This is a genomic window from Campylobacter concisus (genome assembly GCF_003049085.1).
Lineage (GTDB): Bacteria > Campylobacterota > Campylobacteria > Campylobacterales > Campylobacteraceae > Campylobacter_A > Campylobacter_A concisus_H.
This window is the reverse complement of record NZ_PIQX01000001.1, coordinates 283,052-305,384: the sequence shown is the minus strand read 5'-3', so window position 1 is coordinate 305,384 and position 22,333 is coordinate 283,052. Positions and strand designations below refer to the sequence as shown.

The following is a 22,333-nucleotide window of genomic DNA, read 5'->3' as shown; positions in this document are numbered from 1 at the left end:
AATTTGGCTAAAGCTAGCCAAATTTATTGATTTACGATGTCGTAACCTTGAGGAATGACAGGAGTTAGCGTCTCTTGTGGAATGAGCGCATCTTTTACAGGGTTGCTTAGAGTGATTTTTATTTTATTTGAAAGTTTATCTTTATAGTCAATCGTCGTTGGAAGTGTGTTTTTAATAGTTATAAAGTACTCAACTCCGTCATATATCGCCTTATAAAGTGTTGGTTGAATTTGCTCTGCGTGAGCTAAAATTTGCGTCAAATTTGGCGTATCATCAAGCTTTGAAATGATGGCTTGCTCAAGCTCGTCCTCAATTACGATCACACGCTCTTTGTTAAAATAAATTCTTTTTGGCGTTGGACTTTCATATATCCAAAGTGCAGTATTGTCGTTTTTTGCGTAAAATCTACCCTTGTAATTTATGCTTTTGCCTTCGCTAAAAACAGTTTGCGTAAAGTCACTTTGCAGGCTTTTAAAATTTAAGCCAGCGCCAAATGAGCAAACTGCGACAAGAGATGCAACTAAAAATTTTCTCATTTTTTATCCTTTTTTGGCGTATTCTAGCCCAGTTTAATTAAATAAATAGTTAAACTATGCTAAGATCCAAAGTTTAAAAATTTAGGAAGGTAAAGTAATGATTTCATCGGTATTTAGAAAGATTTTTGGCACGAAAAACGATAGAGAAGTCAAAAAATACATAAAACGTGTGGCGCAGATAAACGCGCTAGAGCCTACTTATGAGAAGATGAGTGATGATGAGCTTAAGATTAAATTTAACGAGCTAAAAGCCCAAGTTGTCGAAGAGAAAGTCACTTTGGATCAAATTTTAAATGATGTCTTTGCGTTAGTTAGAGAGGCTAGCAAAAGGGTGCTTAAGATGCGCCATTTTGATGTTCAGCTAATAGGCGGCATGGTGCTAAACGAGGGCAGGATCGCTGAGATGAAGACAGGCGAGGGTAAGACCTTGGTTGCGACTTTGCCAGTTATATTAAACGCGATGAGTGGCAAGGGTGTGCATGTAGTAACAGTAAATGACTACCTTGCAAAGCGTGACGCGACGCAAATGGGCGAGCTTTATAACTTTTTAGGCTTAAGCGTCGATGTGATACTAAGTGGCGGATACGATGATGAGGTTAGGCAAGCTGCCTATAACGCTGACATAACATACGGCACAAACTCAGAATTTGGCTTTGACTACCTTCGTGACAATATGAAATTTGAAGCTGGTCAAAAGGTGCAAAGAGGCCACAACTTCGTTATCGTGGATGAGGTCGATAGTATATTGATAGATGAGGCTAGAACGCCGCTTATAATCTCTGGCCCAACAAACCGCACGCTTGATGGTTACATAAGAGCTGATCAAGTCGCAAAACAGCTTACTAGAGGCACTCCGGCCGATCCAAACGTGCCAGGCTCAAAGCCAACGGGGGATTTTATAGTAGATGAAAAAAATAGAACGATAATGATCACAGAGGCTGGCATAAGCAAGGCTGAAAAGCTATTTGGGGTTGAAAATTTATACAACCTTGAAAATGCCGTGCTAAGCCACCACTTAGATCAAGCTCTAAAGGCGCACAATCTCTTTGAAAAAGACGTTCATTACGTCGTAAAAGATGGCGAGGTTGTCATCGTTGATGAATTTACAGGACGTCTAAGTGAGGGCAGACGCTTTAGTGAGGGGCTTCACCAAGCACTTGAGGCAAAAGAGGGCGTAAAAATCCAAGAAGAGAGCCAAACACTAGCTGACACAACATATCAAAACTACTTTAGAATGTATAAAAAACTTGCAGGTATGACTGGTACGGCTCAGACAGAGGCTACTGAGTTTTCTCAAATTTATAATCTTGAAGTTATCTCGATACCTACAAACGTGCCAGTTAAGAGGATCGATCAAAACGACCTTATCTACAAAACTCAAAATGAGAAATTTAAAGCTGTCATCGACGAAGTCAAAAAGGCTCACGAAAAAGGTCAGCCAGTGCTTGTAGGAACTGCAAGTATCGAGCGTAGTGAGGTGCTTCACGAGATGCTTAAAAAAGCTGGCATCCCACACTCTGTGCTAAATGCTAAAAATCACGAAAAAGAGGCTGAGATCATCGCGCAAGCTGGTGTAAAAGGCGCTGTAACTATCGCTACAAACATGGCTGGACGTGGTGTTGATATCAGGATAAATGACGAGGTGAGAGACCTTGGCGGTCTATATATCATCGGCACCGAAAGGCACGAAAGTAGAAGGATAGATAATCAGCTGCGTGGCCGTGCTGGACGTCAGGGCGATCCTGGCATGAGTAGATTTTACCTAAGCTTGGAGGATAATCTTTTAAGAATTTTTGGTAGCGACCGCATAAAAGCGATCATGGATAGGCTTGGTATCGACGAGGGCGAAAGCATCGAAAGCCGCATGGTGACAAGAGCTGTTGAAAATGCTCAAAAGAAAGTCGAGAGCTTGCACTTTGAGGCTAGAAAGCACTTGCTTGAGTATGACGACGTGGCAAATGAACAAAGAAAGACTATCTATAAATACCGCGATGAGCTACTTGATAAAAACTACGATATGAGCGAAAAGATAGCTCAAAACAGAGTTGAATACGCTACAAATTTACTTGATACGGCTGAAATTTTCCATGGCGGCTTGAAAGATGACTATGACATTAAAAATTTATGCTCTATCATCCTTGCGGACTGCGGCGAAGAGATCGACGAGAGCGAGCTAAAAGGACTAGAGTATAATGAACTAGTAGAGAAAATAGCGCAAATTTTAGAGGTTAGATATAACGAAAAGATGAGCGTGCTAAACGAAGAGCAAAGAAAAGATATAGAGAAAATTTTATACCTTCAAGTACTTGATAATGCGTGGAGAGAGCACCTCTATCAGATGGATATCCTAAAAACTGGTATAGGTCTAAGAGGGTATAATCAAAAAGATCCGCTAGTTGAATATAAAAAAGAGAGCTACAACCTCTTTATGGAGCTAGTTGGCAGACTAAAAACTGAGAGCGTTAAAACGCTTCAGGTTGTAAGATTTAAGAGCCGTGAGGAGCAAGAAGAGCAAGCTAGGATGATGCTAGAAGCTAGTCAAAATGCTGAAAATGAGCCTCTAAACTACAACAACCAAGGTGAAGATGAAAATTTCACGCCAGAAAAAAAGATACCAAGAAACGCTCCATGCCCTTGCGGAAGCGGTAAAAAATATAAAGATTGCCACGGCAAAAGTGGCCCTAAAAAAGGCATATTTGCTTAAAATTTCTACTTTTAAGGCGCCAAAGCGCCTTAATCTTTTAAAGGCTATTTGATGACAAGCTTACCAAAGTACCTACTTTTTAAATATTTAAGATTTGATAAAACTCAGCCATTTATCGCTCTAAGTGCGTTGCTTGCCTTTCTTGGTGTTAGCATCGGTCTTATGGTTTTAATAGTTGCTATGGCTATTATGAACGGATTTGACAAAGAATTTGAGCGCAAACTTTTTACGATGAACTATCCTATAACCGTTCAAAGCGCCTTTAAAGGATCGATCGATGATGGCTTTGTAGATGAGCTAAAGGCTAAATTTAGCGACCTTAAATTTAGTCCATATATCAGCACGCAGGTCATTTACCGCTCGGCAAATGCGCTTGAAGGCGGGCTAATTTATGGCGTAAATTTTAAAGATGAAAAGCAGATAAACTCAGTCGTAAACGAAGCTTTAAAAGACAAAGAGTTAGAGGGTTTTGAGATACTTGTGGGAAGTGGTATAACGAGTGAGTTTAGACTAAGAAATGATGAAAAACTAACGCTTATCTTTACAAAGGCTGACCCAGCTGGCTTTTCACTAACGCCAAAGATGAAGCGCTTTGATATCGGCGGCTCATTTACATCTGGGCTAATCGCCTACGATAAGGCATTTTCATATACTTCAGTTGATGCATTAAGGAAAATTTTAGACTATCCAAAGGGTGTTTATGATGGAATTCACATCTTTTCAAATAAGCCATTTGATGATATAAAAAGGGTGCGCGATGGGCTTCCAGCAGGCACGGTTGCCATTGGCTGGTGGGAGCAAAATGGCAACTTTTTCTCAGCACTCGCACTTGAAAAAAGAGCTCTTTTTATCGTTTTGATGCTAATCATCCTTGTGGCGTCACTAAATATAATAAGCTCACTGCTAATGACTGTGATGAACCGCAGGCAAGAGATTGCTTTGCTTTTAGCACTTGGAGCTAGCAAAGGCGAGATAAAAAGGAGCTTCTTTTATCAAGGGCTAGTTATCGGCGGGGGTGGCATTATATTTGGCTTAGCGCTTGGCTTTTTAGGGCTATTTTTACTTGGAAATTTCAACATTATAGACCTGCCAGCTGACGTTTATGGCTCAAGCAAACTACCACTCGAGCTTTCAACCATCGACCTTGTGCTTATTATAGTTGGAGCTGTATTTATCGTGGCTATCTCGTCTTACTATCCAGCTAAAAAAGCCACAGAAGTAAATGTGCTTCAAACTTTAAGAAATGAGTAGAGCCTAGAGACTTAGGCTTACTCATTGCTTGTAAAAGTTATTTTTAAAAGATTATTTTAAAACCGAACATAAACTTGTAAAATTCTAGAATAAATTTATACTTTTATGCTCTTATATCATGATCGATTTTGCATTGAAGAGCCTCGTGCACAAGCGTTTTTGCCATGACACGCTCTTCATTTATTAGGTGAAAATTTTTACCTAGCTCACCAAAAATATCTTTATTACCCTCACCATTTATTTTTATTATAGTTTGGGTATTTACGCCGTAGTCTTTTATCTTTTGCGCGATGAGCTCCACTCTTTGCTCATTATTAACGGTTATAATAACAGCAGCTGCATCGCTTAGGCAGGCATTTTCAAGTGTGTGGCTTTGAAGAACGTTACCTAAAAATACATTTTCCCCGCGGCTCCTGCCAAGCTCAACTAGACTAATATCATTATCAAGCACAAGGTACAAAAGCTTTGTCTCTTTTAGTCTTAAAACGACCTCTTGTCCAAGCCTTTCATAGCCAAAGACTACGATGTGATTTTTGATTTTTTGCGGCTTTAGAGTTTCATTTGGTTCAACAACGATCTCACGTTCTATGAGGTCTGCTATCGCGTCTAGTTTTTTAAGTATAAAAGGCGTGGCAAACATCGACACAACTGATGCTGCGATAAAAATTTGAGCTGTTTGTATATCAAGTAAATTTCTAGTAGTCATTAGTCCAAAAACAGCTAGTGCAAATTCGCCTATTTGGCAAACACTAAGTGCAGTTTTTGCAGCAACTCTTCGCTTTAAGTAGATGTTTAAGATAGCAAAAACGACAACTGCTTTTACCACCATGACACTAAATACTAAGCCAAGAACAAGCCAGATGCTTGAGATGACGACAGCAAAATTTATCTGCATACCAACGGTTATAAAAAATAGCCCTAAGAGCAAATCTCTAAAAGGTATGAGATCAACTTCGATTTGGTGTTTATACTGTGTCTCAGCCATCATCATACCGGCCAAAAATGCACCCAAAGAGTATGAGAAGCCAAAAAAGTGAGCCAAAGTACTAGAGCCAACGACCATAAATAAAATCGTAGCTATAAAAACCTCTTGCGAATTTGTTTGAATAACTTTATAAAATATCCAGTTGATGACATATTTACCAAGTAAAAATAGTACAACGATAAGAATAATCGCACTTGTAAATGTCTTTAGCAAAAGCTCATTTATTGAAGCATCTTGCGAGCTAAACATATCAATCATAAGTAAAATAGGAATGACGGCAATATCTTGAAATAGTAAAATTCCAAGTGCTTTTCTGCCGTAAATTTTACTCACATCGCCACTATCGTTTAGCGTCTTTAACACGATCGCAGTTGATGAGAGTGCAAGCGCAAGACCTGCAATAAGTGCCGTTTCGTCTTTTAAGTGAAGGGCATAATAAAGCATAACGCCCATTATAAAGCCACTTAAACAAACCTGTAAGCCACCGTTTAAAAAGACCTCTTTTTTCATGCCCATTAAGTGCTTAAAACTAAACTCAAGCCCAATGGTAAACATCAAAAACGCGATACCAAATTCCGCGATATGAGAAATTTCATCATTGCTTTTTAGGTTGAAAAATTCTGATATAAGCGTACCTGTTACGATGTAGCCGATGATGGTTGGTATCTGAAATTTTTTAAAAATGACATTTAATGCGACTGAGATCGCTGCAACAAGCAAGAAACCTTCTAAAATTTGTTCCATAAATTATTTTTTACCTTCATAAAAGACTAGATCAAAGCTACTTTTTCTTTTTACGAGCGATCTTTTTGTGCTAGTTTGGCTGGTAGCTTCGTGCAATTTTTTATTTAGCTCATCAATAGTTGATTCTAAATCGTCAATTTTTTCTTTCAACTGAAGTATCACATCAACGCCGGCTAAATTTACACCTAGTTCGCGTGTTAAATTTAGTATAGTTTTTACGCGATCAACGTCTTTTTGTGAGTAGAGCCTCATCTTGCCATCTGTTCTTGATGGCTCGATAAGTCCTTCTCTTTCGTATTGTCTTAAAGTTTGTGGATGTATGCTTAAAACCTTTGCAACAACGCTTATTAAAAAAAGTGGTTCTTCATAATTTTGCATTTTTTACTCCGGTAATTTTTCTTTTAACTCTTTTACTAAGCCTTCATCAAGCTCACTGATATTTGGAAGTTTTACCCTGGCTTTTAAGTAAAGATCGCCATAAATTCCGCTCTTTCTATTTTGCACACCATATCCTTTTAGGCGGATCTTTGTACCTGTTTTTGAGTTCTCAGCGATCTTAATCGTGACATCTTTTTTGTAAGTATGCACATCGACTTTTCCGCCAAAAAGCATAGTTTTTAGTGGAATTTCTATATCTTTATAAAGATCGTCTCCGACTCTTTCATACTCGTCGCTTGGCTCAACGCTAATAGCAAGTATAAGATCGCCTTTTTGACCACCAGCACTCTTGCCTTTGCCTTTTACACGAAGTTTCTCGCCACCTTCTATGCCGCTTGGAATTTTTATCTTAATGCTTTCGCCATTAAAATTTACCTTATGTTCGCCACCAGTTACAGCCACGTCAAATGGTATAGAAATTTTTGCATTTATGTCTAGATCAGCTCCGCCAAATCCAAATCCACCACTACTAAATCCGTCAAATCCACCAAAATTACTACCAAATCCGCTGCTAAATTTAGCTCCACCACCGCCAAAGCCACCTGAGAAGATATTCTTTAAAATTTCATTTAGATCACCCATATCGGCTGAACTACTAGCAAAGTCGTGGAAATTTTGACCGCCAAACATAGTATCGCCGTACTGGTCGTATTGAGCTCGTTTTTTATCGTCGCTTAAAATTTCATAAGCAGCATTTATCTCTTTAAATTTATCTTCTGCTCCAGGGTCTTTATTGATGTCTGGGTGATATTTTCTAGCAAGTTTTCTATAAGCTTTTTTTATCTCGTCGCTTGAGGCACCCTTTGAAACCCCTAAAGTCTCATATAAGCTTTCACTCATATATTCTCCTTATATTTTTTTGATACGGATTATATCACAAAGCTTTAGTCTATGCAAGTCAAGTTTATTTTTGTTTAATAACAAGAAAAAGTGTTAAGATTTTATTTTTTCACTATATTTATAATTTGCAAAAATTTTTAGTTTAAAGGAAAAAAAATGAAAAAGATTGTGCTAATTTCATTAGTAGTAGCTTCTTTTTTAGTGGGGGCTGATATTAAATTTAATGAAGCTAACTCTAATATCACGAGAGTCTCGCCACTTAGCGATAAAAATAGCGTACTTTCTTATTATGACTCGATCTCTCAGGCAAAGCTTTCAGTTGTAAATATCTCAACTACAAAAACGGTGAATAACGCTGGTATTGAGCAGATGTTTAACGACCCTTTTTTCAATGAATTTTTTGGATTTAACTTTGCAAAACCAAAAGAAAAAGAAAAAACTACTTCGCTTGGCTCTGGCGTTATTATCTCAAATGATGGATATATCGTTACAAATAACCACGTTATAGAAGATAGCGATCAAATAGTCGTAACTCTTGCAAATGGTGGCAAAGAGTATAAAGCCAAACTAATAGGAAGTGATCCAAAAACCGATCTAGCCGTCGTAAAGATAGAAGCAAACGGACTAAATGCGATCACTTTTGCAGACTCATCAAAGCTGCTTGATGCAGACGTCGTATTTGCAATAGGTAATCCATTTGGCGTTGGTGAAAGCATCACTCAAGGTATCATTTCAGGGCTAAATAAAGATAATATCGGCCTTAATCAATATGAAAATTTCATCCAAACAGACGCTTCGATAAATCCTGGAAACTCAGGTGGCGCTTTGGTTGATAGTAGAGGATATTTGGTTGGAATAAACTCAGCCATACTTTCAAAAAGTGGTGGCAACAACGGCATTGGCTTTGCTATTCCATCAAATATGGTAAAAGATATCGCTAAAAAGCTGGTAACTGACGGCAAGATCGAGCGTGGCTTTATCGGAGTTACGATTGCAAATTTAACTGATGAGCAAAAAGAGCTTTATACAAATAAAGAGGGAGCTTTAATAAGTGGCGTAGAGCAAGGCATGCCAGCAGATGAGGCTGGGCTAAAAAGAGGCGATTTGGTAATATCAGCTAACGACAAAGCTATAAAAAACGCAAATGATCTTAAAAATTTCATCGGTTCACTAACTCCAAATAGCAGCGTTGATATAACTTACGAGCGATCAAATAAAATAATGAATGCAAAAATCAAGCTTGCAAACGCTGATCACAATTCAAAAGACATAGCAAAAAGCATTATCATCGAAGGACTTAGCGTTAGCAATCTAAGTGATGAGATAAGATATAAATACAAAATCAGCCCAGATACTCAAGGCGTGCTAGTAACTGATGTGAAATCAGGCTCAAAAGCTGAAGACTTTGGCTTTGAAAGAGGCGATGTGATCGTGCAAGTTGGTGAAGAGAGTATAAAAGATCTTCAAACATTTGCAAATACAATCAAAAATACAAAAGGTAAAAAGACACTAGTGTGGATAAATCGCGGTGGTATCATACAAGGCCTTGTTATAAAATAATCATCTAAGAGCTGAAATTTCAGCTCTTAACCCTTTTAAATTTTTAAAATCTTAATCTGCTATAATCCTTAAAAATAAATTTACAACAGGAAAGATCATGACTAGAATTTTAATGATAGAAGATGATATGGAGCTTGCTGAAATTTTAACTGAATATCTAGAAAACTACGATATTGAAGTAGTAACTGCTGAAGAGCCATATATCGGACTATCTACGCTAAATACAAGTAAATTTGACCTAGTTATACTAGATCTTACATTGCCTGGTATGGATGGATTGGAAGTTTGTAAAGAGATCAGGAAAAATCACAATATTCCTATTATCATATCAAGTGCAAGACATGATATAACAGATAAGGTAAATGCTCTTGATAACGGAGCAGATGATTATTTGCCAAAGCCATATGATCCACAAGAGCTTTTGGCTCGTATCAAAAGTCATCTAAGAAGGCAGAGTATCACCCCAGCAAGTGAGGCGAGAAATTTAAATAAAGACCTGGTTTTAAAAGAATTTGAGCGTGAAATTTTATTTAAAGGAAACGTACTAAATTTAACTGCCGCAGAATACGATATCTTAAAATACCTACTTTTAAAAGAGGGCGGAGCGGTTACTAGAGAGGAACTCATCTATAACTGCGAGAGCATAAATGAAGATAGCTCAAACAAAAGTATAGATGTCATCATCGGCAGGATTCGCCAAAAATTAAATGAAAATCCAAAAGAGCCAAAATACATCCACGCGATCCGCGGTATCGGCTATAAATTGGTTCTTTGATGCCAAGATCGTCTATTTTTATAACCATAACTTTTATCTTTGCCCTTGCACTCGTTTCGATATTTTTAGCTTTTTTGTGGCTCATGGGCTTTGATAAGCAAAACTATACAAGAGAGCTAAATAACAAATATTCAAACGTTGCTAGGACAAATTTGTTTTATATGGGTGGCATTATAAATAAAACTCAGTACGACCGCCAGCTTTCAAATATCGATATGCCAGAGATAATAGACGAGAAGAGAAAAGATGAAATTTTAAAACAAGCAACCGTTTTAGAAGAAATTTCAAGCGATCTAGGCTCAAGTGCGATCTTGCTTTATGACAAGCATCATTACTTAAGGATTGAGCATTTAGACGAGCTAAAGCTTTTAATGGATAAGGAATTTCAGCCTTACAGATACGAGGTGATAAAGGCTGTTTTTTTGGTGGTTGCGGTCATTTTGCTAGGTGCTTATATTTTTGTTATCTATAAGATAAAACCACTTAGAAAGCTAAAGCGTCAGATCGTAAAATTTGCAAATGGTGAGCTTGATGGCGTACAAAATGTTGGCAACGGCAAGGATGAAATTTCTGAAGTTTCTGAAGCATTTTATGAGGCGGTTTGTCAGATCAAGGCGCTTAATGACTCAAGGCATCTTTTTTTAAGAAACATAATGCATGAGTTAAAAACTCCTATCACAAAAGGGCTAATCGCCGCTCAAATGATAGAAAAAAGTAAAAATCAAGAAAGGCTAATCTCTGTCTTTCACAAGCTTGAAAATTTGATAAACGAGCTTGCAGCGATCGAGCAGATAACATCAAAAATAGGACTTAGCAATAAAACGCCATGTTTTATGAGGGATCTCATCGATGAGGCTATCGATATAGCCATGGTTGAAAAAGAGTGTGTTGGTGTCAGTGAGCTTGATGAGGTTAGAGTGCTTGTTGATTTCAAACTATTTTCAGTTGCTATAAAAAATATGATAGATAATGGCATAAAATATTCAACTGATAAGCACGTAAATATCGTTGTTAGCAAGGACCATATGAAATTTATAACTCAAGGTGAGAAGCTAAAAAATGATCTTGACTTTTATATCCAGCCATTTATCAAAGGAGAGGATACACAAAAGAGTTTTGGACTAGGTTTATATATTGTTAGCAATATACTTGATGCTCATGGACTCAAATTTAGATACGAATACAAAAACGGAATGAATGTCTTTGTTTTTGAAAATTTACAAGATATAATAGTGACTTAAATAAAACATAATAAACAAAAGAGGGCTAAAAATGGCAGCAAAAATTTTCTCACCAGTTGATATCTTATCAATAATAGATCTTGAAATAGCTTTTATAAATCGTTATAAAAATGTAAAAGATTATGCAAAAAATTTATCTTTGATATATTTTTCTTTGCCAAGTACTAAAGAGTATAGTGAACTATTTGAAAAATTTTTAAGACAAGCTGATGTTGTTGTAAGAGAGAATGAGCATTATGTGGTCGTGCTTCATGGAACAAATGAAAGAGGAGCTAGCGAACTATTATCAGGTATTCAGGAGTTTTTAAACGCTGAGCCAATTGATTTGATAGTAAGCTATCCAAAAGATGGAAGAAACGCTAAAGAGCTTACTACTAAGCTTCAAGATGAGATAAAAGATAATTATGGCGTATTGCTTGAAATGCTTTCAAATCAAGAAAAATTTGAAGCTTTTGAAAGCATGATTTAATATAATTTTGTGGAGTTTGTTTGGAGAATTTACTACTATTTTTTGCAGTTTTGCTTATAACTAGCATTCTTTTAAGTAAGATCTCTGATAAATTTGGAATTCCATCTTTAATAATATTTTTAGGCGTTGGTATGCTAGCTGGCTCAGATGGGCTGCTCGGTGTAAATTTTGATGATCAAGTGATCGCTCAAAATGTCGGCATGCTAGCACTTATTTTTATACTTTACGCTGGTGGGCTAGATACTGATTTTGCAGCGATTAAACCGATTTTTGGTAGAGGTTTAGCGCTTGCTACACTTGGTGTTTTCTTAACCGCACTAGCTATCGCTCCAGTTGCAAAATATCTGCTTGATTTTACCTGGGCGGAGGCCTTTTTGCTAGGCTCCATTATCTCCTCAACAGACGCAGCAGCGGTATTTGCCATACTAAGAGCTAAGAAAATTTCACTTAGAAATAGCATTGCACCATTGCTTGAACTTGAATCTGGCTCAAACGATCCAATGGCGATATTTCTAACTATGACGATCGTTCAAATGATCTCACTAAATAGCACTCCAAGTGCGTCAGAGTGGGCGATTACACTGGTTAAACAGTTTGGTATAGGCATCGCTATGGGTTATTTATTTGGCGTTGCTTTGCCAGCCATCTTTAATAGACTTCGCCTAAAAAGCTGGGGCCTTTATCCAGTTTTTTCTATCGCTTGGATATTGCTTTTATACACACTTTGCTTTAAGGTTGGTGGTAATGGCTACCTGGCTGTTTATATTGCTGGAATTTTCATAAACAAAAAAGAGTTTTCTCATAAGAAAAATTTAGTCGGTTTTCACGATGGTATCGCTTGGACTATGCAGATAGTTGTCTTTTTGACGCTTGGTCTTTTGGTAAATCCTTCCGAGCTTCCAGCAACGGCACTAATGGCGCTTATTTTGGCCTTATGGCTTATGTTTTTTGCAAGACCGCTTGGTGTCTTTGCATCGCTTGCATTTTCAAAATTTAAGATAAATGAGCAAATTTTTATCTCTTGGGTTGGATTAAGAGGTGTTGTGCCAGTGGTGCTAGCTACCTATGTTTATGTAGATGGCATACGTGATGCGGATATGATTTTTAACATTATATTTTTTATGGTTTTGATTTCTATTTTGATACAGGGCATGTCGCTTGGCTTTGCGGCTGATAAATTTAAGGCCAAAGAGAGCGAACAAGAGGATGTTAAGCCGGTAGAAAACTCTCCGATCCTAAGCTACACACTTCGTCAGCATACTATCCACTATGGCTCAAAACTAATTGGTAAAGATTTGGCTCAGCTAGAGCTTCCAAGCGAATTTTTAATAATCTTAATAAAACGAAAAAATGAGTATCAAAAGCCAACTGGTTCAACAATCTTTGAAGAAAATGACCTGTTACTGATACAATGCGAAAATCAAGTGCTTTATCAAGACACGATTAAGTATTTGACATATTAAAATTTTTGATAAAAATTGCCACATTTTATTTCTCTTTGTAAATTTTAAAACTTTACTCATTCGCCTTAGCAGACTACTAAATTTAGGCTACACTTCGTTTAGCACTAAATTTAGAGCCGTGATATGCTCGCTCATAAATTTTAAAATTTGCCAGAGTTTTTAATAGCATGCGGTGCGTTAGCACCTTTGCGTGCTACCTCCAATATTCGAGTGGTTTTAGTGGATTTAAAAGAGAGACAAGGAGACGACTTCTCGTATCTGCCGCGTAGTTGCGAGCCTGCGAAGTAAAATTCAAGCCCCCTTTGTCTCCATTTTGATGAAACAAAACTTTAAATTTCTAAAAAATATTTTTGCAAATTTTAAAATTCCATTCACTCGCAAGAATTGACTACTAAATTTTGGTTTCGCAAAGCTTGACACTGAAATCAGAGCTGAAATTAATCGTTTATGAAATTTTAAAATTCGATAGACCTTTAACTAAAGCTATGCGATGTGGCGCATTTTCAGTATATGAGAAAAATTACATTGATTTATTATTTTGATCAAAAGCATACAGAAGGTTTAAAAGTTGAGTTAAATTTCTAGCCCAAAAATGAGCTAGAAATTTCTTTATTCTAAGGCTTGGGCTAGGTCAGCTATCAGATCCTCGGCGTTTTCAAGACCTATGCTAACTCTTATCAGCTCTTTTGTGATGCCAGCTTTGATGAGCTCTTCGCTGCTTAGCTGCTGGTGAGTTGTCGAGGCTGGGTGTGTGATGAGCGACTTTGTATCGCCGATATTTACTACGATCTTAAAGAGTTTTACGCGCTCTAGCATCTTTTTTGCACGCTCAAAGCTATCAGTCTCAAAGCAAAATAGTCCATTTGCCATGCCATCTTTAAAGTATTTTTGCGCCTTTGCATGATCTACGTTGTCGGCAAGCCCTGGGTATGCCACGCTTTTTATATGCTTGTGAGAGTTTAGAAATTTAGCCACTTTTAGCGCGTTTTGAGAGTGTCTCTCAACCCTAACAGCGAGCGTTTCAAGCCCTTGTATGAGCTGCCAAGAGTTAAACGGAGAGATCACAGCGCCGATGTCGCGCACGATGGCAAGCCTCATTCTTAGCGTGTAGATGTCAAAGTTGTCGGTCATATCAGCATAAACGATGTCGTGATAGCTCGCATCTGGCACGTTAAAGTGCTCATATCTCTTGTTGCCTTTTAGCTTTTCGTTTAGGTGATTTGCGCTGACGACCACGCCTGCTAGACTAAGGCCCTGACCACTCATATATTTGCTAGCGCTATGCACGCAAACATCGACACCGTGGCGAAGTGGCTGAAAGATGATAGGCGTTGGCACGGTGTTATCAGTGATGCTGATGATGCCATATTTATTTGCGATTTCTACGATTTTCTCGATATTTGGGATAGAAATTTGCGGATTTGAAAGCGTTTCAAAAAATATAGCCCTTGTTTTATCATCTATCAAACTCTCCAGATCATCAGCTGTGTCGCTGTCAAAGACTCTAGCCTCTATGCCAAATCTTTTCAGCGTGTGCGTAAAAAGCACCGTCGTGCCGCCATAAATTTTCTTAGCGATGATGATATTATCGCCTGCTTGGGCTAAATTTATAATGCTGTAAAACAAAGCTGACTGACCGCTTGCAGTCGCTATCGCAGCGGCTCCACCCTCAAGTGCGGCGACCCTTTTTTCAAAGATATCTGTCGTTGGGTTGCTAAGTCTTGTGTAGATGTAGCCACTATCTTTTAGATCAAACCTAGCAGCTGCTGTCTCGGCACTTCCAAAGTCATAAGCTGTGCTTTGAAAAATAGGCACAGCCATCGTGCCAAAGCCCTCGTTTGTGTCGTAGCCTACGTGGATCGCAGCGGTTTCTTGCCTCATTTTTGCTCCTTATTTAAGTAATTTTGGCGTAAATTATACATTAGCAAAGCCAAAATTTAGGGGATAAAATCAAATTTTGATATAATTTGCCAAAAAAAAGGAAAAATTTGAACCAAGTCACGGACAAATTTAAGCGTGTAAAATATCTTCGTGCGCTAGAAAAATTTGCAAAATCAGCGATAAACGGGCTAAAAAGAGATGACTTTGACGAGAGCGAATTTCGCCAAAGAGTTGAGAAAAATGCGAAAGTCATCGAAAAAGTCGAAGCTGTTTATCTTGACCAGCCATACTCAAAGGCGCTAGAAAATTTTATAAATTTGCTTATCAAAAACGCCTCAAAAGAGGAGCTTTTAAAGGCGGCAAATCTACTTGATAAGCTAAAAAATCAAAAGACATATAAAAAAGAAAAGCATAAAAATAAATTTAAGGATGAGGATTGAAAGTAGTTATTTTTGATATGGATGGCACGGTGATCGATAGCGGCGAGGCGATATATAAAACGGTAAATGAAGTGAGAGATGAGCTAAATTTAGCGCCACTTGAAAAAGAATTTATCATAAAAGCGATTAATGAACCAGGTAGAAATTTAGCCCTTGAGTTTTACGGCATCGACACGCCAAGTAGGAGCTTAAAAGAGGGTTTTGAAGAGAAATTTAAGAAATTTTACGATGAGTGTGCGAGTACCTATGATGGCGTAAAAGAGCTTTTACAAAAGTGCAAAGATGCTCACTATAAGGTCGTTTTGGCAAGCAACGCACCGCACGATACGTTAGAGAAAATTTTAAAGAAAAATGAAATTTTTGAGCTATTTGACGAGGTCATCGGCGCTAGCAAGGAGATACCGCAAAAGCCAGATCCTGCGATGCTTCACTTGGCCTTTAGTAAAACTGGAGCCGATAAAGCGATCTTTATAGGAGATAGCCTAAAAGACGAGCTAGCTGCCAAAAATGCAAATATGCCTTATGTGCAAGTTTGCTGGGGATTTGGCGAGGAGAGCAAAACAGCCACGTATAACGCCAAAAATGTTAGCGAGGCATGGGAGATAATATTAAATTTTTAACTTAGTTTTAATTGGCTATAATCTTAAGAAATTTTCAAAGAAACAGCGATGATAGATATATTTGAGGGCAGTGCGAGAGATAAATTTTATGACATTTTGTTTAATGCAAATGCCGTTTTGGTTAAAAACGAGATAGATAAAATTTTTGAGAAATTTGTGGCTATGAGCGAGCTTTGCGAAAAGCATGGCGTTGGCGAGGACGATATCAGAAATTTTATAGCTTCAGAGCAAGATAAAATTTATAACGGAGTAAATGACCTATATATCGAGCTTAGCGGAGAAATTTTAAGCCAAAATGAGTAGAATTTTTGCGCTCATTGCTTTGCTAGCCGCTCTTGTCTTTGCAAAAGAGCCAAATTTTGACCCAAGTTCGGTACATACATTTGAGCTTAAAAAAGATGAGTGGGCGAGAGTTTTTATAACTGAGAAGCGAACTCAAAGGGTTGAGACGTTTGACTTTCGCTGGACGCTGTTTGATAGCACAAATATCACCGTGCAAAGCTTTTTTAGGCGCTATCCAAGGCAGATGGTCTTTTCGCTAAGACAAGGACAAAACACCTACATGCAGCGAGTTTTGCCTGATTTTATGATGCCGCCAAACGAGAGCGTGAGCCTTTATATATCATTTATTGATTTTAGGGATAAAAAGGCGCATTTTAGGGTGGTGCTGCTAGATGAGAGTAAGCGTGTGGATGTGGGTTTTAGAGATCCGCAAGAGGCTAAATAGAAGGATAAAAATGGATAAAATCGATGAAATAATGAGCAAATTTATAAGCGAGCTTGGCTACAAAGAGGCGTTTGAGATGTTTTTAAAGATAAGCTCTGGCAAAAAGCTTCGCTCAAAACTTCTTTTAAAGATCGCAGGCGAGAGCGAAATTTCTCTTAAACTTTGCGCTATCATCGAGCTTATTCACCTTGCAAGCTTACTACACGACGACGTCATAGACGAGGCAAATATAAGACGTGGCAAACCAAGCATAAACGCACTTTTTGGCAGTAAAAACTCAGTCATGCTAGGTGATATTCTCTACTCAAAGGCTTATTTTGAGCTTACAAAATTTGATTCAAGCATCGCAGCTATCATCTCAGATGCAGTCAGCAAGCTAAGTATCGGCGAGATGATGGATGTGAAAATGGCTGAAAATTTTAATGAAAACGAGCAAGAATATTTAAAAATGATCTACTATAAAACAGCTGTTTTGATAGAAGCCACGGCTATTTGCGGAGCAAAGCTAGCTGGCAAAGATAGCGAGAAATTTGGAATTTATGGCAAAAATTTAGGTCTTGCTTTTCAGATCGTGGATGATATATTAGACATAACTCAAGATGAGAAAACGCTTGGCAAGCCAGCACTCAATGACTTTGTCGAAGGCAAAACTACACTTCCTTACATTTATCTTTATAAGAGCTTAGACGAAGCTGGCAGGGCAAAGCTTAGATCGCTTTGGTCAAAGAAGCTAAACGCGAGTGAAATTTCATGGCTAAAAGAAAATTTTGATAAAACTAGCTCGGTTAGCAAAGCTATAAGCGAGGCAAAAAGGCTTGGGACTGAAGCGATAGAATCGATAAGAGAGTATAAAAACGCCGAGCTTGAAGGGATCATAAAAAGCATGATAGATAGGGAATTTTAATGCACTATTTAGATATAAGTTTTACATATAAAAACACTGATATTTCTGTCAGAGAAAAGCTTGCATTTGATAGCGATGAGAAAAAAGAGCAAATTTTAAAACTACTAAGATCAAACAAAAGTATAAACGAATGCATGGTTTTAAACACATGCAACCGTGTCGAGATAATTGCAAGCGTTAGTGATCTAGAAAGTGCAACGACGCATGCATTTAGGTGCATGTCTGTATTTTCAGGTGTTTTTGAAGATGAGCTTTATGAAAGGGCTGATATTTATGAAGATAGCGGAGCCGTGCACCACCTCTTTGCCGTGGCAAGCTCACTTGATAGCCTAGTTGTCGGCGAAACACAGATCGTTGGCCAGCTAAAAAATGCTTTTAAATTTGCTTACGATAGCTCAGCTTGCGGCGAACAAATCAGTAAAATCATCCACTATGCATGTAAATGCGCTGCTAAAGTTAGAAACGAAACTCAAATTTCTAAAAATCCGATCTCCGTTTCAAGCGTTGCTGTGGCAAAAGCAAAAGAAATTTTTGGCACGCTTGAAGGAAAAACTTCTATCGTTGTAGGAGCTGGCGAGATGGGCGAACTAGCAGCAAAACACCTAATCTCAAGTGGCGCAGAGGTGATCATTATAAACAGAAGCTCCGAGCGTGTTGAGCAGCTAGTTGATAGCCTTGGTGACAACGCTAGCTGGGATAGCATTTTAAAATTAAAAGAGTATGTAAATAATTATGATCTAATATTTTCAAGCACCGCAGCCCCGCACGCTATCATCACAAACGCCATAATCGAACCAAGAGAATTTCACAGATACTTTTTTGATATTGCCGTGCCAAGGGATATTGATCTTATAAATACAGAATTTATTAGTGTCTATACGGTTGATAGTTTAGAGGAGATAGTAAGGAAAAATTTAGCCCTAAGAGAGGAGCAAGCACAAAAAGCTTATTCGATCGTAGGCCAAGGCACAAGTGAATTTTTAAAAATTTTAAAAGAAGATATGAGCGTGCCACTCATAAAATCTATCCGCAAACAAGCTGAAATTTGCGCTAAAAACGAGCTAGAAAAAGCGATAAAAAAAGGATATTTAAAGCATAGTGATTATGAGGAGGCACAAAAGCTCATTCATCAAGTTTTTAAAGCCTTCTTGCATCAGCCAACGATGAAGCTAAAAAGCCTTGCGGACGAGGAGAGATCTAGCGAGCTTTCAAATGGAGTTAGATTTTTATTTGATATAAAAGAAGAGCAAAATTTTCAAGTGGGAGATATAGATGAGATTTAGTAAATTTTATGCACCAACGACCAAAGAAGCGCCAAAAGACGCATCTTTGCCAAGTCATAAATTTTTAATAAGAGGTGGATTTGTCGAGCAGATAGGCTCAGGGCTTTATAACTATCTACCGCTTGGAAAGATCATGCATGAGAAAATTTCTCGTATCGCACGAGAGGAGATGAACGAAGCTGGAGCACTAGAGGTGATTTTTAGTGTGGTCACTTCAGGTGAGCTTTGGAAACAAAGTGGACGTTACAACGTCTTTGGCAAGGAGCTTTTGCGCTTTAAAGATAGAAAAGAAAATGACTTTGTACTAAGCCCAACAAACGAAGAAGCAGCCGTTGCTTTGGTACGTGGCAAGGTGACTAGCTATAAGCAGTTGCCACTAAATCTATACCAGATAAATACTAAATTTCGTGACGAAGCAAGGCCACGCTTTGGCTTGCTAAGAGGACGAGAATTTACGATGAAAGATGCTTATAGCTTTCACTCAAGCAAAGAGGATCTAAAGCGTGAGTTTGACCTTATGGAGGCAACTTATAGTAAGATTTTTACCCGTTTGGGGCTAAATTTTAGAGCCGTTGAGGCTGATAGTGGAGCTATCGGTGGTAGCGGCAGTAAAGAATTTATGGTGCTTGCAAGTAATGGCGAAGATGACATCCTTTGCTGTGAGGCTTGCAAATACGCTGCAAATATAGAGGCTGCTAGGAGAAAAGCTAGAACAACCGATGCTGAGGCACCAGAGGCTGACGCGGCTAAATTTAAAACGCCAGATACAAAGACTATAAAAGGTGTGGCAGAATTTTTCAAAGTTAGCGAGTTTTACTGCATAAAAGCTGTTATGAAAAAGGCGATCTATGAGGACAAGGAAGAGGTCGTGGTCTTTTTTGTAAGAGGTGACGACGAGCTTCAAGAGACAAAGGCACAAAATGCTTGTAATGCGCTTGAACTTGTCGATGCTAGCGAAGAAGAGATTATAAAAGCTGGGCTTGTGGCTGGATTTTGCGGACCAGTTGGGCTAAAAGATGTGAAATTTTATATAGACAACGAGCTAAAAGGCGCAAATAATATGATATGTGGCGCTAACGAAAAGGATTACCACTTTGTTGGCGTTAGTGTTAGCGGATTTAACGAAGAGAGATTTAAAGACCTTGTAAAGGTAAAAGAGGGTGATAAATGCCCAGTTTGCGGCGGAAATTTAAAGCTTAGCAAGGGTATAGAAGTTGGTCATATCTTTCAACTAGGCGATAAATATTCAGCTGCTATGAATGCGACATATCTTGATGAAAACGGCAAGGCAAAGCCATTTTTGATGGGCTGCTACGGCATCGGCATCAGTAGGCTGATTGCCGTAATGATAGAGGCTAGCCACGATGAGAAGGGCTGCATCTGGAAAAAAGAGTGTGCGCCGTTTGATGTCGAGATCATCATCTCAAATTTAAAAGATGAAGAGGGCGTAAAATTTGCATTTGAGCTTTATGAGAGCCTTAAAAAAGCTGGCGTTAGTGTCATCATCGATGATAGAAACGAGAGATTTGGCGTTAAGATGAATGATTTTGAGCTTATCGGCTTTCCTTACGCGCTACTTGTGGGTAAAGAATTTGCAAATGGCAAGGTCGAGTTTATAACAAGAGATGGTTTAAGTAAAGAAACGATCGGTGTAAACGAAGCCTTTAAAAAGATAAAAGAAAGCTTATGAGATTTTTTGCATTTTTGTTTTTTTTGATAGAAGCGATATTTATCTATCTTTTTGTTGATAAATTTGGCTTTTTAAACTACTTTCTTGAGGTGCTTGTTTCTGGATTTGTGGGTATCGCATTTCTTTTAAATGCTGGATTTTCTAGCTTAAATTCGCCTCAAGTGGCGTTTAAAAGCTTTCTTGGTGGAAATTTATTTAGTCAGTTAGGACTTAGCTTTGGTGGAATGCTTTTATTTTTGCCAGGAATTTTAACAGATATTTTTGGCATAGCTGTAGTTATTTTTTCTTTGATATTTAAGAAAAATGCAGCGAAAAATGAGAGCTATCAGGAGTTTAAATTTCAAAATTTTAGCGAGCAGAGTGCTAAAAAAGATGATGGCGAGATCATCGACGTTGAGGTCATCGAAGAGCCAAAAAGAGTAAAATAGGAGAGATGATGAAAGAGATAAAAATAGCAACTAGAAAGAGCACCTTAGCACTTTGGCAAAGTGAGCATATCAAGGCTAGGATCGAGGCGCAGCACAAGGGCGTGAAGGTCGTGCTTGAGGGCATGAAGACAAAGGGCGACGTGATCCTTGACACGCCACTTGCAAAGATCGGTGGCAAAGGGCTTTTTACAAAAGAGCTTGAAGATAGCATGCTAAAAGGCGAGACTGACATCGCAGTGCATAGCCTAAAAGACGTGCCAGTAGTCTTTCCAAAAGGGCTTAGACTAGCGGCCATTTGCTCACGCGAGGATACTAGAGATGCGATGATAAGTGAGAAATTTGCTAAATTTAGCGACCTGCCACATGGTGCAAAGGTTGGCACAACGAGCCTACGCCGCAAGATGCAGCTACTTATCATGAGGCCTGATCTTGAGATCATCTCACTTCGAGGTAATGTGCAAACTAGACTTAGAAAGCTAAAAGAGGGCGAATTTGACGCGATCATTTTGGCGATGGCTGGCATAAACCGCCTAAATATCAAGGCTGAAGTGGCGCACATCTACACATTTGGCTTTGACGAGATGATACCTGCGATGGGTCAGGGTGCTCTTGGCGTTGAGGCTAGAGATGAGAAGCAAATTTTAGATGAGATCTCTTTTTTAAATGACGAAAATGCAGTCATAGAAACGACCATAGAGCGTGACTTTGTAAGTGTTTTAGAGGGTGGCTGCCAAGTGCCAATAGGCATAAGCGCAAGGCTAAAAGGTGATGAAATTTATATCGATGCGATCGTTGGCCTGCCTGATGGAAGTGAGTATATAAAAGATAGCTTAAAGACTAGCAAAGATAAATTTCAAAGCATCGGCAAAGAGCTGGCGCATAAATTTATAGAAAAAGGGGCGAAAGAGCTTTTAAAACGCGCTGAAGAGATGGCGTAGAGCGTGTTTGAGCTAAAATTTAAAGCAAAAGCCATAAGCGCTACCAAAAATAGCAAAGACAACTACTATATGATCGGTCTTGCAGACGACAAATATAACTACAAAAACTACATAATCTTTCAAAGACCGATCAAACTAAAAAAGGGCGACGACGAAAACGCCGACATAAACGGCCTATATGCCGAGTGCAATGGCGACATTTGCTACAACGCTTGCAAAAGGGTGAAGATCACTGATAAGAGCATCATTTTTGAGGTGCAAGATAGCCTCATTTGCGTAGATACTGAGGGTGTAAAGCTTAATGAGCGCTTTATGAAATATAGCAAAGAGATATTTGGCAAGCTGCTAAAATGTAGCATATCGAAGTAATTAAAAAAATTACTGCCGTTTTCAAAACTGCGATGCTATCTAGTGTT

At 38.4% G+C, this 22,333-nt stretch carries 21 protein-coding genes and 2 pseudogenes; 18 read left to right on the top strand and 5 right to left on the bottom strand.

Annotated features, from left to right (window positions below):
* Window positions 1-23: 23 nt before the first annotated feature.
* Entirely contained in the window at window positions 24-536 is a 513-nt protein-coding gene (gene lolA, locus CVT13_RS01555; protein ID WP_054196481.1) for a LolA-like outer membrane lipoprotein chaperone, read from the bottom strand.
* A 97-nt stretch (window positions 537-633) separates the two neighbouring features.
* Here lolA and secA point away from each other — a divergent pair.
* The 3 genes and pseudogenes from secA to CVT13_RS01545 all read left to right on the top strand — a co-directional run.
* A pseudogene (gene secA / locus CVT13_RS01550) lies at window positions 634-3,030 on the top strand (preprotein translocase subunit SecA); the annotation flags it as partial.
* Window positions 3,031-3,138: 108 nt separating this feature from the next.
* Window positions 3,139-3,240: pseudogene (locus CVT13_RS10625) on the top strand (SEC-C metal-binding domain-containing protein); the annotation flags it as partial.
* A 51-nt stretch (window positions 3,241-3,291) separates the two neighbouring features.
* A complete protein-coding gene (locus CVT13_RS01545; RefSeq protein ID WP_107811370.1) occupies window positions 3,292-4,491 on the top strand; it encodes an ABC transporter permease in 1,200 nt (399 codons plus the stop codon).
* A gap of 103 nt (window positions 4,492-4,594) precedes the next feature.
* On the opposite strand, the gene CVT13_RS01540 is transcribed toward CVT13_RS01545, so the two are convergent.
* The 3 genes from CVT13_RS01540 to CVT13_RS01530 are packed head-to-tail and all read right to left on the bottom strand — an operon-like array spanning window position 4,595 to window position 7,498.
* Entirely contained in the window at window positions 4,595-6,220 is a 1,626-nt protein-coding gene (locus CVT13_RS01540; protein ID WP_107811369.1) for a cation:proton antiporter, read from the bottom strand.
* Between the two features lie 3 nt (window positions 6,221-6,223).
* Window positions 6,224-6,598 (bottom strand): heat shock protein transcriptional repressor HspR, encoded by a 375-nt coding sequence (locus CVT13_RS01535; protein WP_084041465.1) that lies wholly within the window; start codon window positions 6,596-6,598, stop codon window positions 6,224-6,226.
* A 3-nt stretch (window positions 6,599-6,601) separates the two neighbouring features.
* Window positions 6,602-7,498: a DnaJ C-terminal domain-containing protein gene (locus CVT13_RS01530; RefSeq protein ID WP_107811368.1), complete on the bottom strand. Its 897-nt coding sequence runs from the start codon at window positions 7,496-7,498 to the stop codon at window positions 6,602-6,604.
* Window positions 7,499-7,654: 156 nt separating this feature from the next.
* Between CVT13_RS01530 and CVT13_RS01525 the strand changes: the two genes are divergently transcribed.
* The 5 genes from CVT13_RS01525 (at window position 7,655) to CVT13_RS01505 (ending at window position 13,006) form a co-directional block, all read left to right on the top strand.
* A complete protein-coding gene (locus tag CVT13_RS01525) occupies window positions 7,655-9,058 on the top strand; it encodes a Do family serine endopeptidase (RefSeq protein WP_107811367.1) in 1,404 nt (467 codons plus the stop codon).
* A gap of 97 nt (window positions 9,059-9,155) precedes the next feature.
* Entirely contained in the window at window positions 9,156-9,833 is a 678-nt protein-coding gene (locus CVT13_RS01520) for a response regulator transcription factor (RefSeq protein ID WP_103579602.1), read from the top strand.
* The gene (locus CVT13_RS01515) at window positions 9,833-11,074 is read left to right on the top strand and encodes an ArsS family sensor histidine kinase (protein WP_107811366.1); all 1,242 of its coding nucleotides are present in this window, start codon (window positions 9,833-9,835) and stop codon (window positions 11,072-11,074) included. Before CVT13_RS01520 ends, CVT13_RS01515 begins: the two co-directional genes overlap by 1 nt.
* 31 nt (window positions 11,075-11,105) lie before the next feature.
* Window positions 11,106-11,543: a pyridoxal-5'-phosphate-dependent protein gene (locus tag CVT13_RS01510; RefSeq protein ID WP_107811365.1), complete on the top strand. Its 438-nt coding sequence runs from the start codon at window positions 11,106-11,108 to the stop codon at window positions 11,541-11,543.
* 20 nt (window positions 11,544-11,563) lie between these two features.
* Window positions 11,564-13,006 carry a potassium/proton antiporter gene (locus CVT13_RS01505; protein ID WP_107811364.1) on the top strand — a complete coding sequence of 481 codons (1,443 nt, stop codon included), beginning with the start codon at window positions 11,564-11,566 and terminating at the stop codon, window positions 13,004-13,006.
* 609 nt (window positions 13,007-13,615) lie between these two features.
* On the opposite strand, the gene CVT13_RS01500 is transcribed toward CVT13_RS01505, so the two are convergent.
* On the bottom strand, window positions 13,616-14,887 hold the full coding sequence (locus CVT13_RS01500; protein WP_107811363.1) for an O-acetylhomoserine aminocarboxypropyltransferase/cysteine synthase family protein: 1,272 nt from the start codon (window positions 14,885-14,887) through the stop codon (window positions 13,616-13,618).
* A gap of 107 nt (window positions 14,888-14,994) precedes the next feature.
* Between CVT13_RS01500 and CVT13_RS01495 the strand changes: the two genes are divergently transcribed.
* The 10 genes from CVT13_RS01495 to CVT13_RS01450 are packed head-to-tail and all read left to right on the top strand — an operon-like array spanning window position 14,995 to window position 22,286.
* Window positions 14,995-15,327 carry a hypothetical protein gene (locus CVT13_RS01495; protein ID WP_103569806.1) on the top strand — a complete coding sequence of 111 codons (333 nt, stop codon included), beginning with the start codon at window positions 14,995-14,997 and terminating at the stop codon, window positions 15,325-15,327.
* A complete protein-coding gene (locus CVT13_RS01490) occupies window positions 15,324-15,947 on the top strand; it encodes an HAD family hydrolase (RefSeq protein WP_107811362.1) in 624 nt (207 codons plus the stop codon). The genes CVT13_RS01495 and CVT13_RS01490 overlap by 4 nt, the downstream gene beginning before the upstream one ends.
* 48 nt (window positions 15,948-15,995) lie before the next feature.
* On the top strand, window positions 15,996-16,250 hold the full coding sequence (locus CVT13_RS01485; RefSeq protein WP_107811361.1) for a DUF2018 family protein: 255 nt from the start codon (window positions 15,996-15,998) through the stop codon (window positions 16,248-16,250).
* Window positions 16,243-16,674, top strand: coding sequence for a hypothetical protein (locus tag CVT13_RS01480; protein WP_107811360.1), 432 nt, complete (start codon window positions 16,243-16,245; stop codon window positions 16,672-16,674). Before CVT13_RS01485 ends, CVT13_RS01480 begins: the two co-directional genes overlap by 8 nt.
* A 10-nt stretch (window positions 16,675-16,684) precedes the next feature.
* A complete protein-coding gene (locus CVT13_RS01475; protein ID WP_107811359.1) occupies window positions 16,685-17,578 on the top strand; it encodes a polyprenyl synthetase family protein in 894 nt (297 codons plus the stop codon).
* Window positions 17,578-18,861 carry a glutamyl-tRNA reductase gene (gene hemA, locus CVT13_RS01470; RefSeq protein WP_107811358.1) on the top strand — a complete coding sequence of 428 codons (1,284 nt, stop codon included), beginning with the start codon at window positions 17,578-17,580 and terminating at the stop codon, window positions 18,859-18,861. The genes CVT13_RS01475 and hemA overlap by 1 nt, the downstream gene beginning before the upstream one ends.
* Window positions 18,851-20,551 carry a proline--tRNA ligase gene (locus CVT13_RS01465; protein ID WP_107811357.1) on the top strand — a complete coding sequence of 567 codons (1,701 nt, stop codon included), beginning with the start codon at window positions 18,851-18,853 and terminating at the stop codon, window positions 20,549-20,551. The genes hemA and CVT13_RS01465 overlap by 11 nt, the downstream gene beginning before the upstream one ends.
* Window positions 20,548-20,979, top strand: coding sequence for an FxsA family protein (locus CVT13_RS01460; RefSeq protein WP_107811356.1), 432 nt, complete (start codon window positions 20,548-20,550; stop codon window positions 20,977-20,979). Before CVT13_RS01465 ends, CVT13_RS01460 begins: the two co-directional genes overlap by 4 nt.
* A gap of 8 nt (window positions 20,980-20,987) precedes the next feature.
* Entirely contained in the window at window positions 20,988-21,917 is a 930-nt protein-coding gene (gene hemC, locus CVT13_RS01455; protein ID WP_107811355.1) for a hydroxymethylbilane synthase, read from the top strand.
* A gap of 3 nt (window positions 21,918-21,920) precedes the next feature.
* Complete coding sequence (locus CVT13_RS01450) at window positions 21,921-22,286, top strand: Imm10 family immunity protein (protein ID WP_107811354.1); 366 nt, start codon at window positions 21,921-21,923, stop codon at window positions 22,284-22,286.
* The last annotated feature ends 47 nt before the right edge of the window (window positions 22,287-22,333 follow it).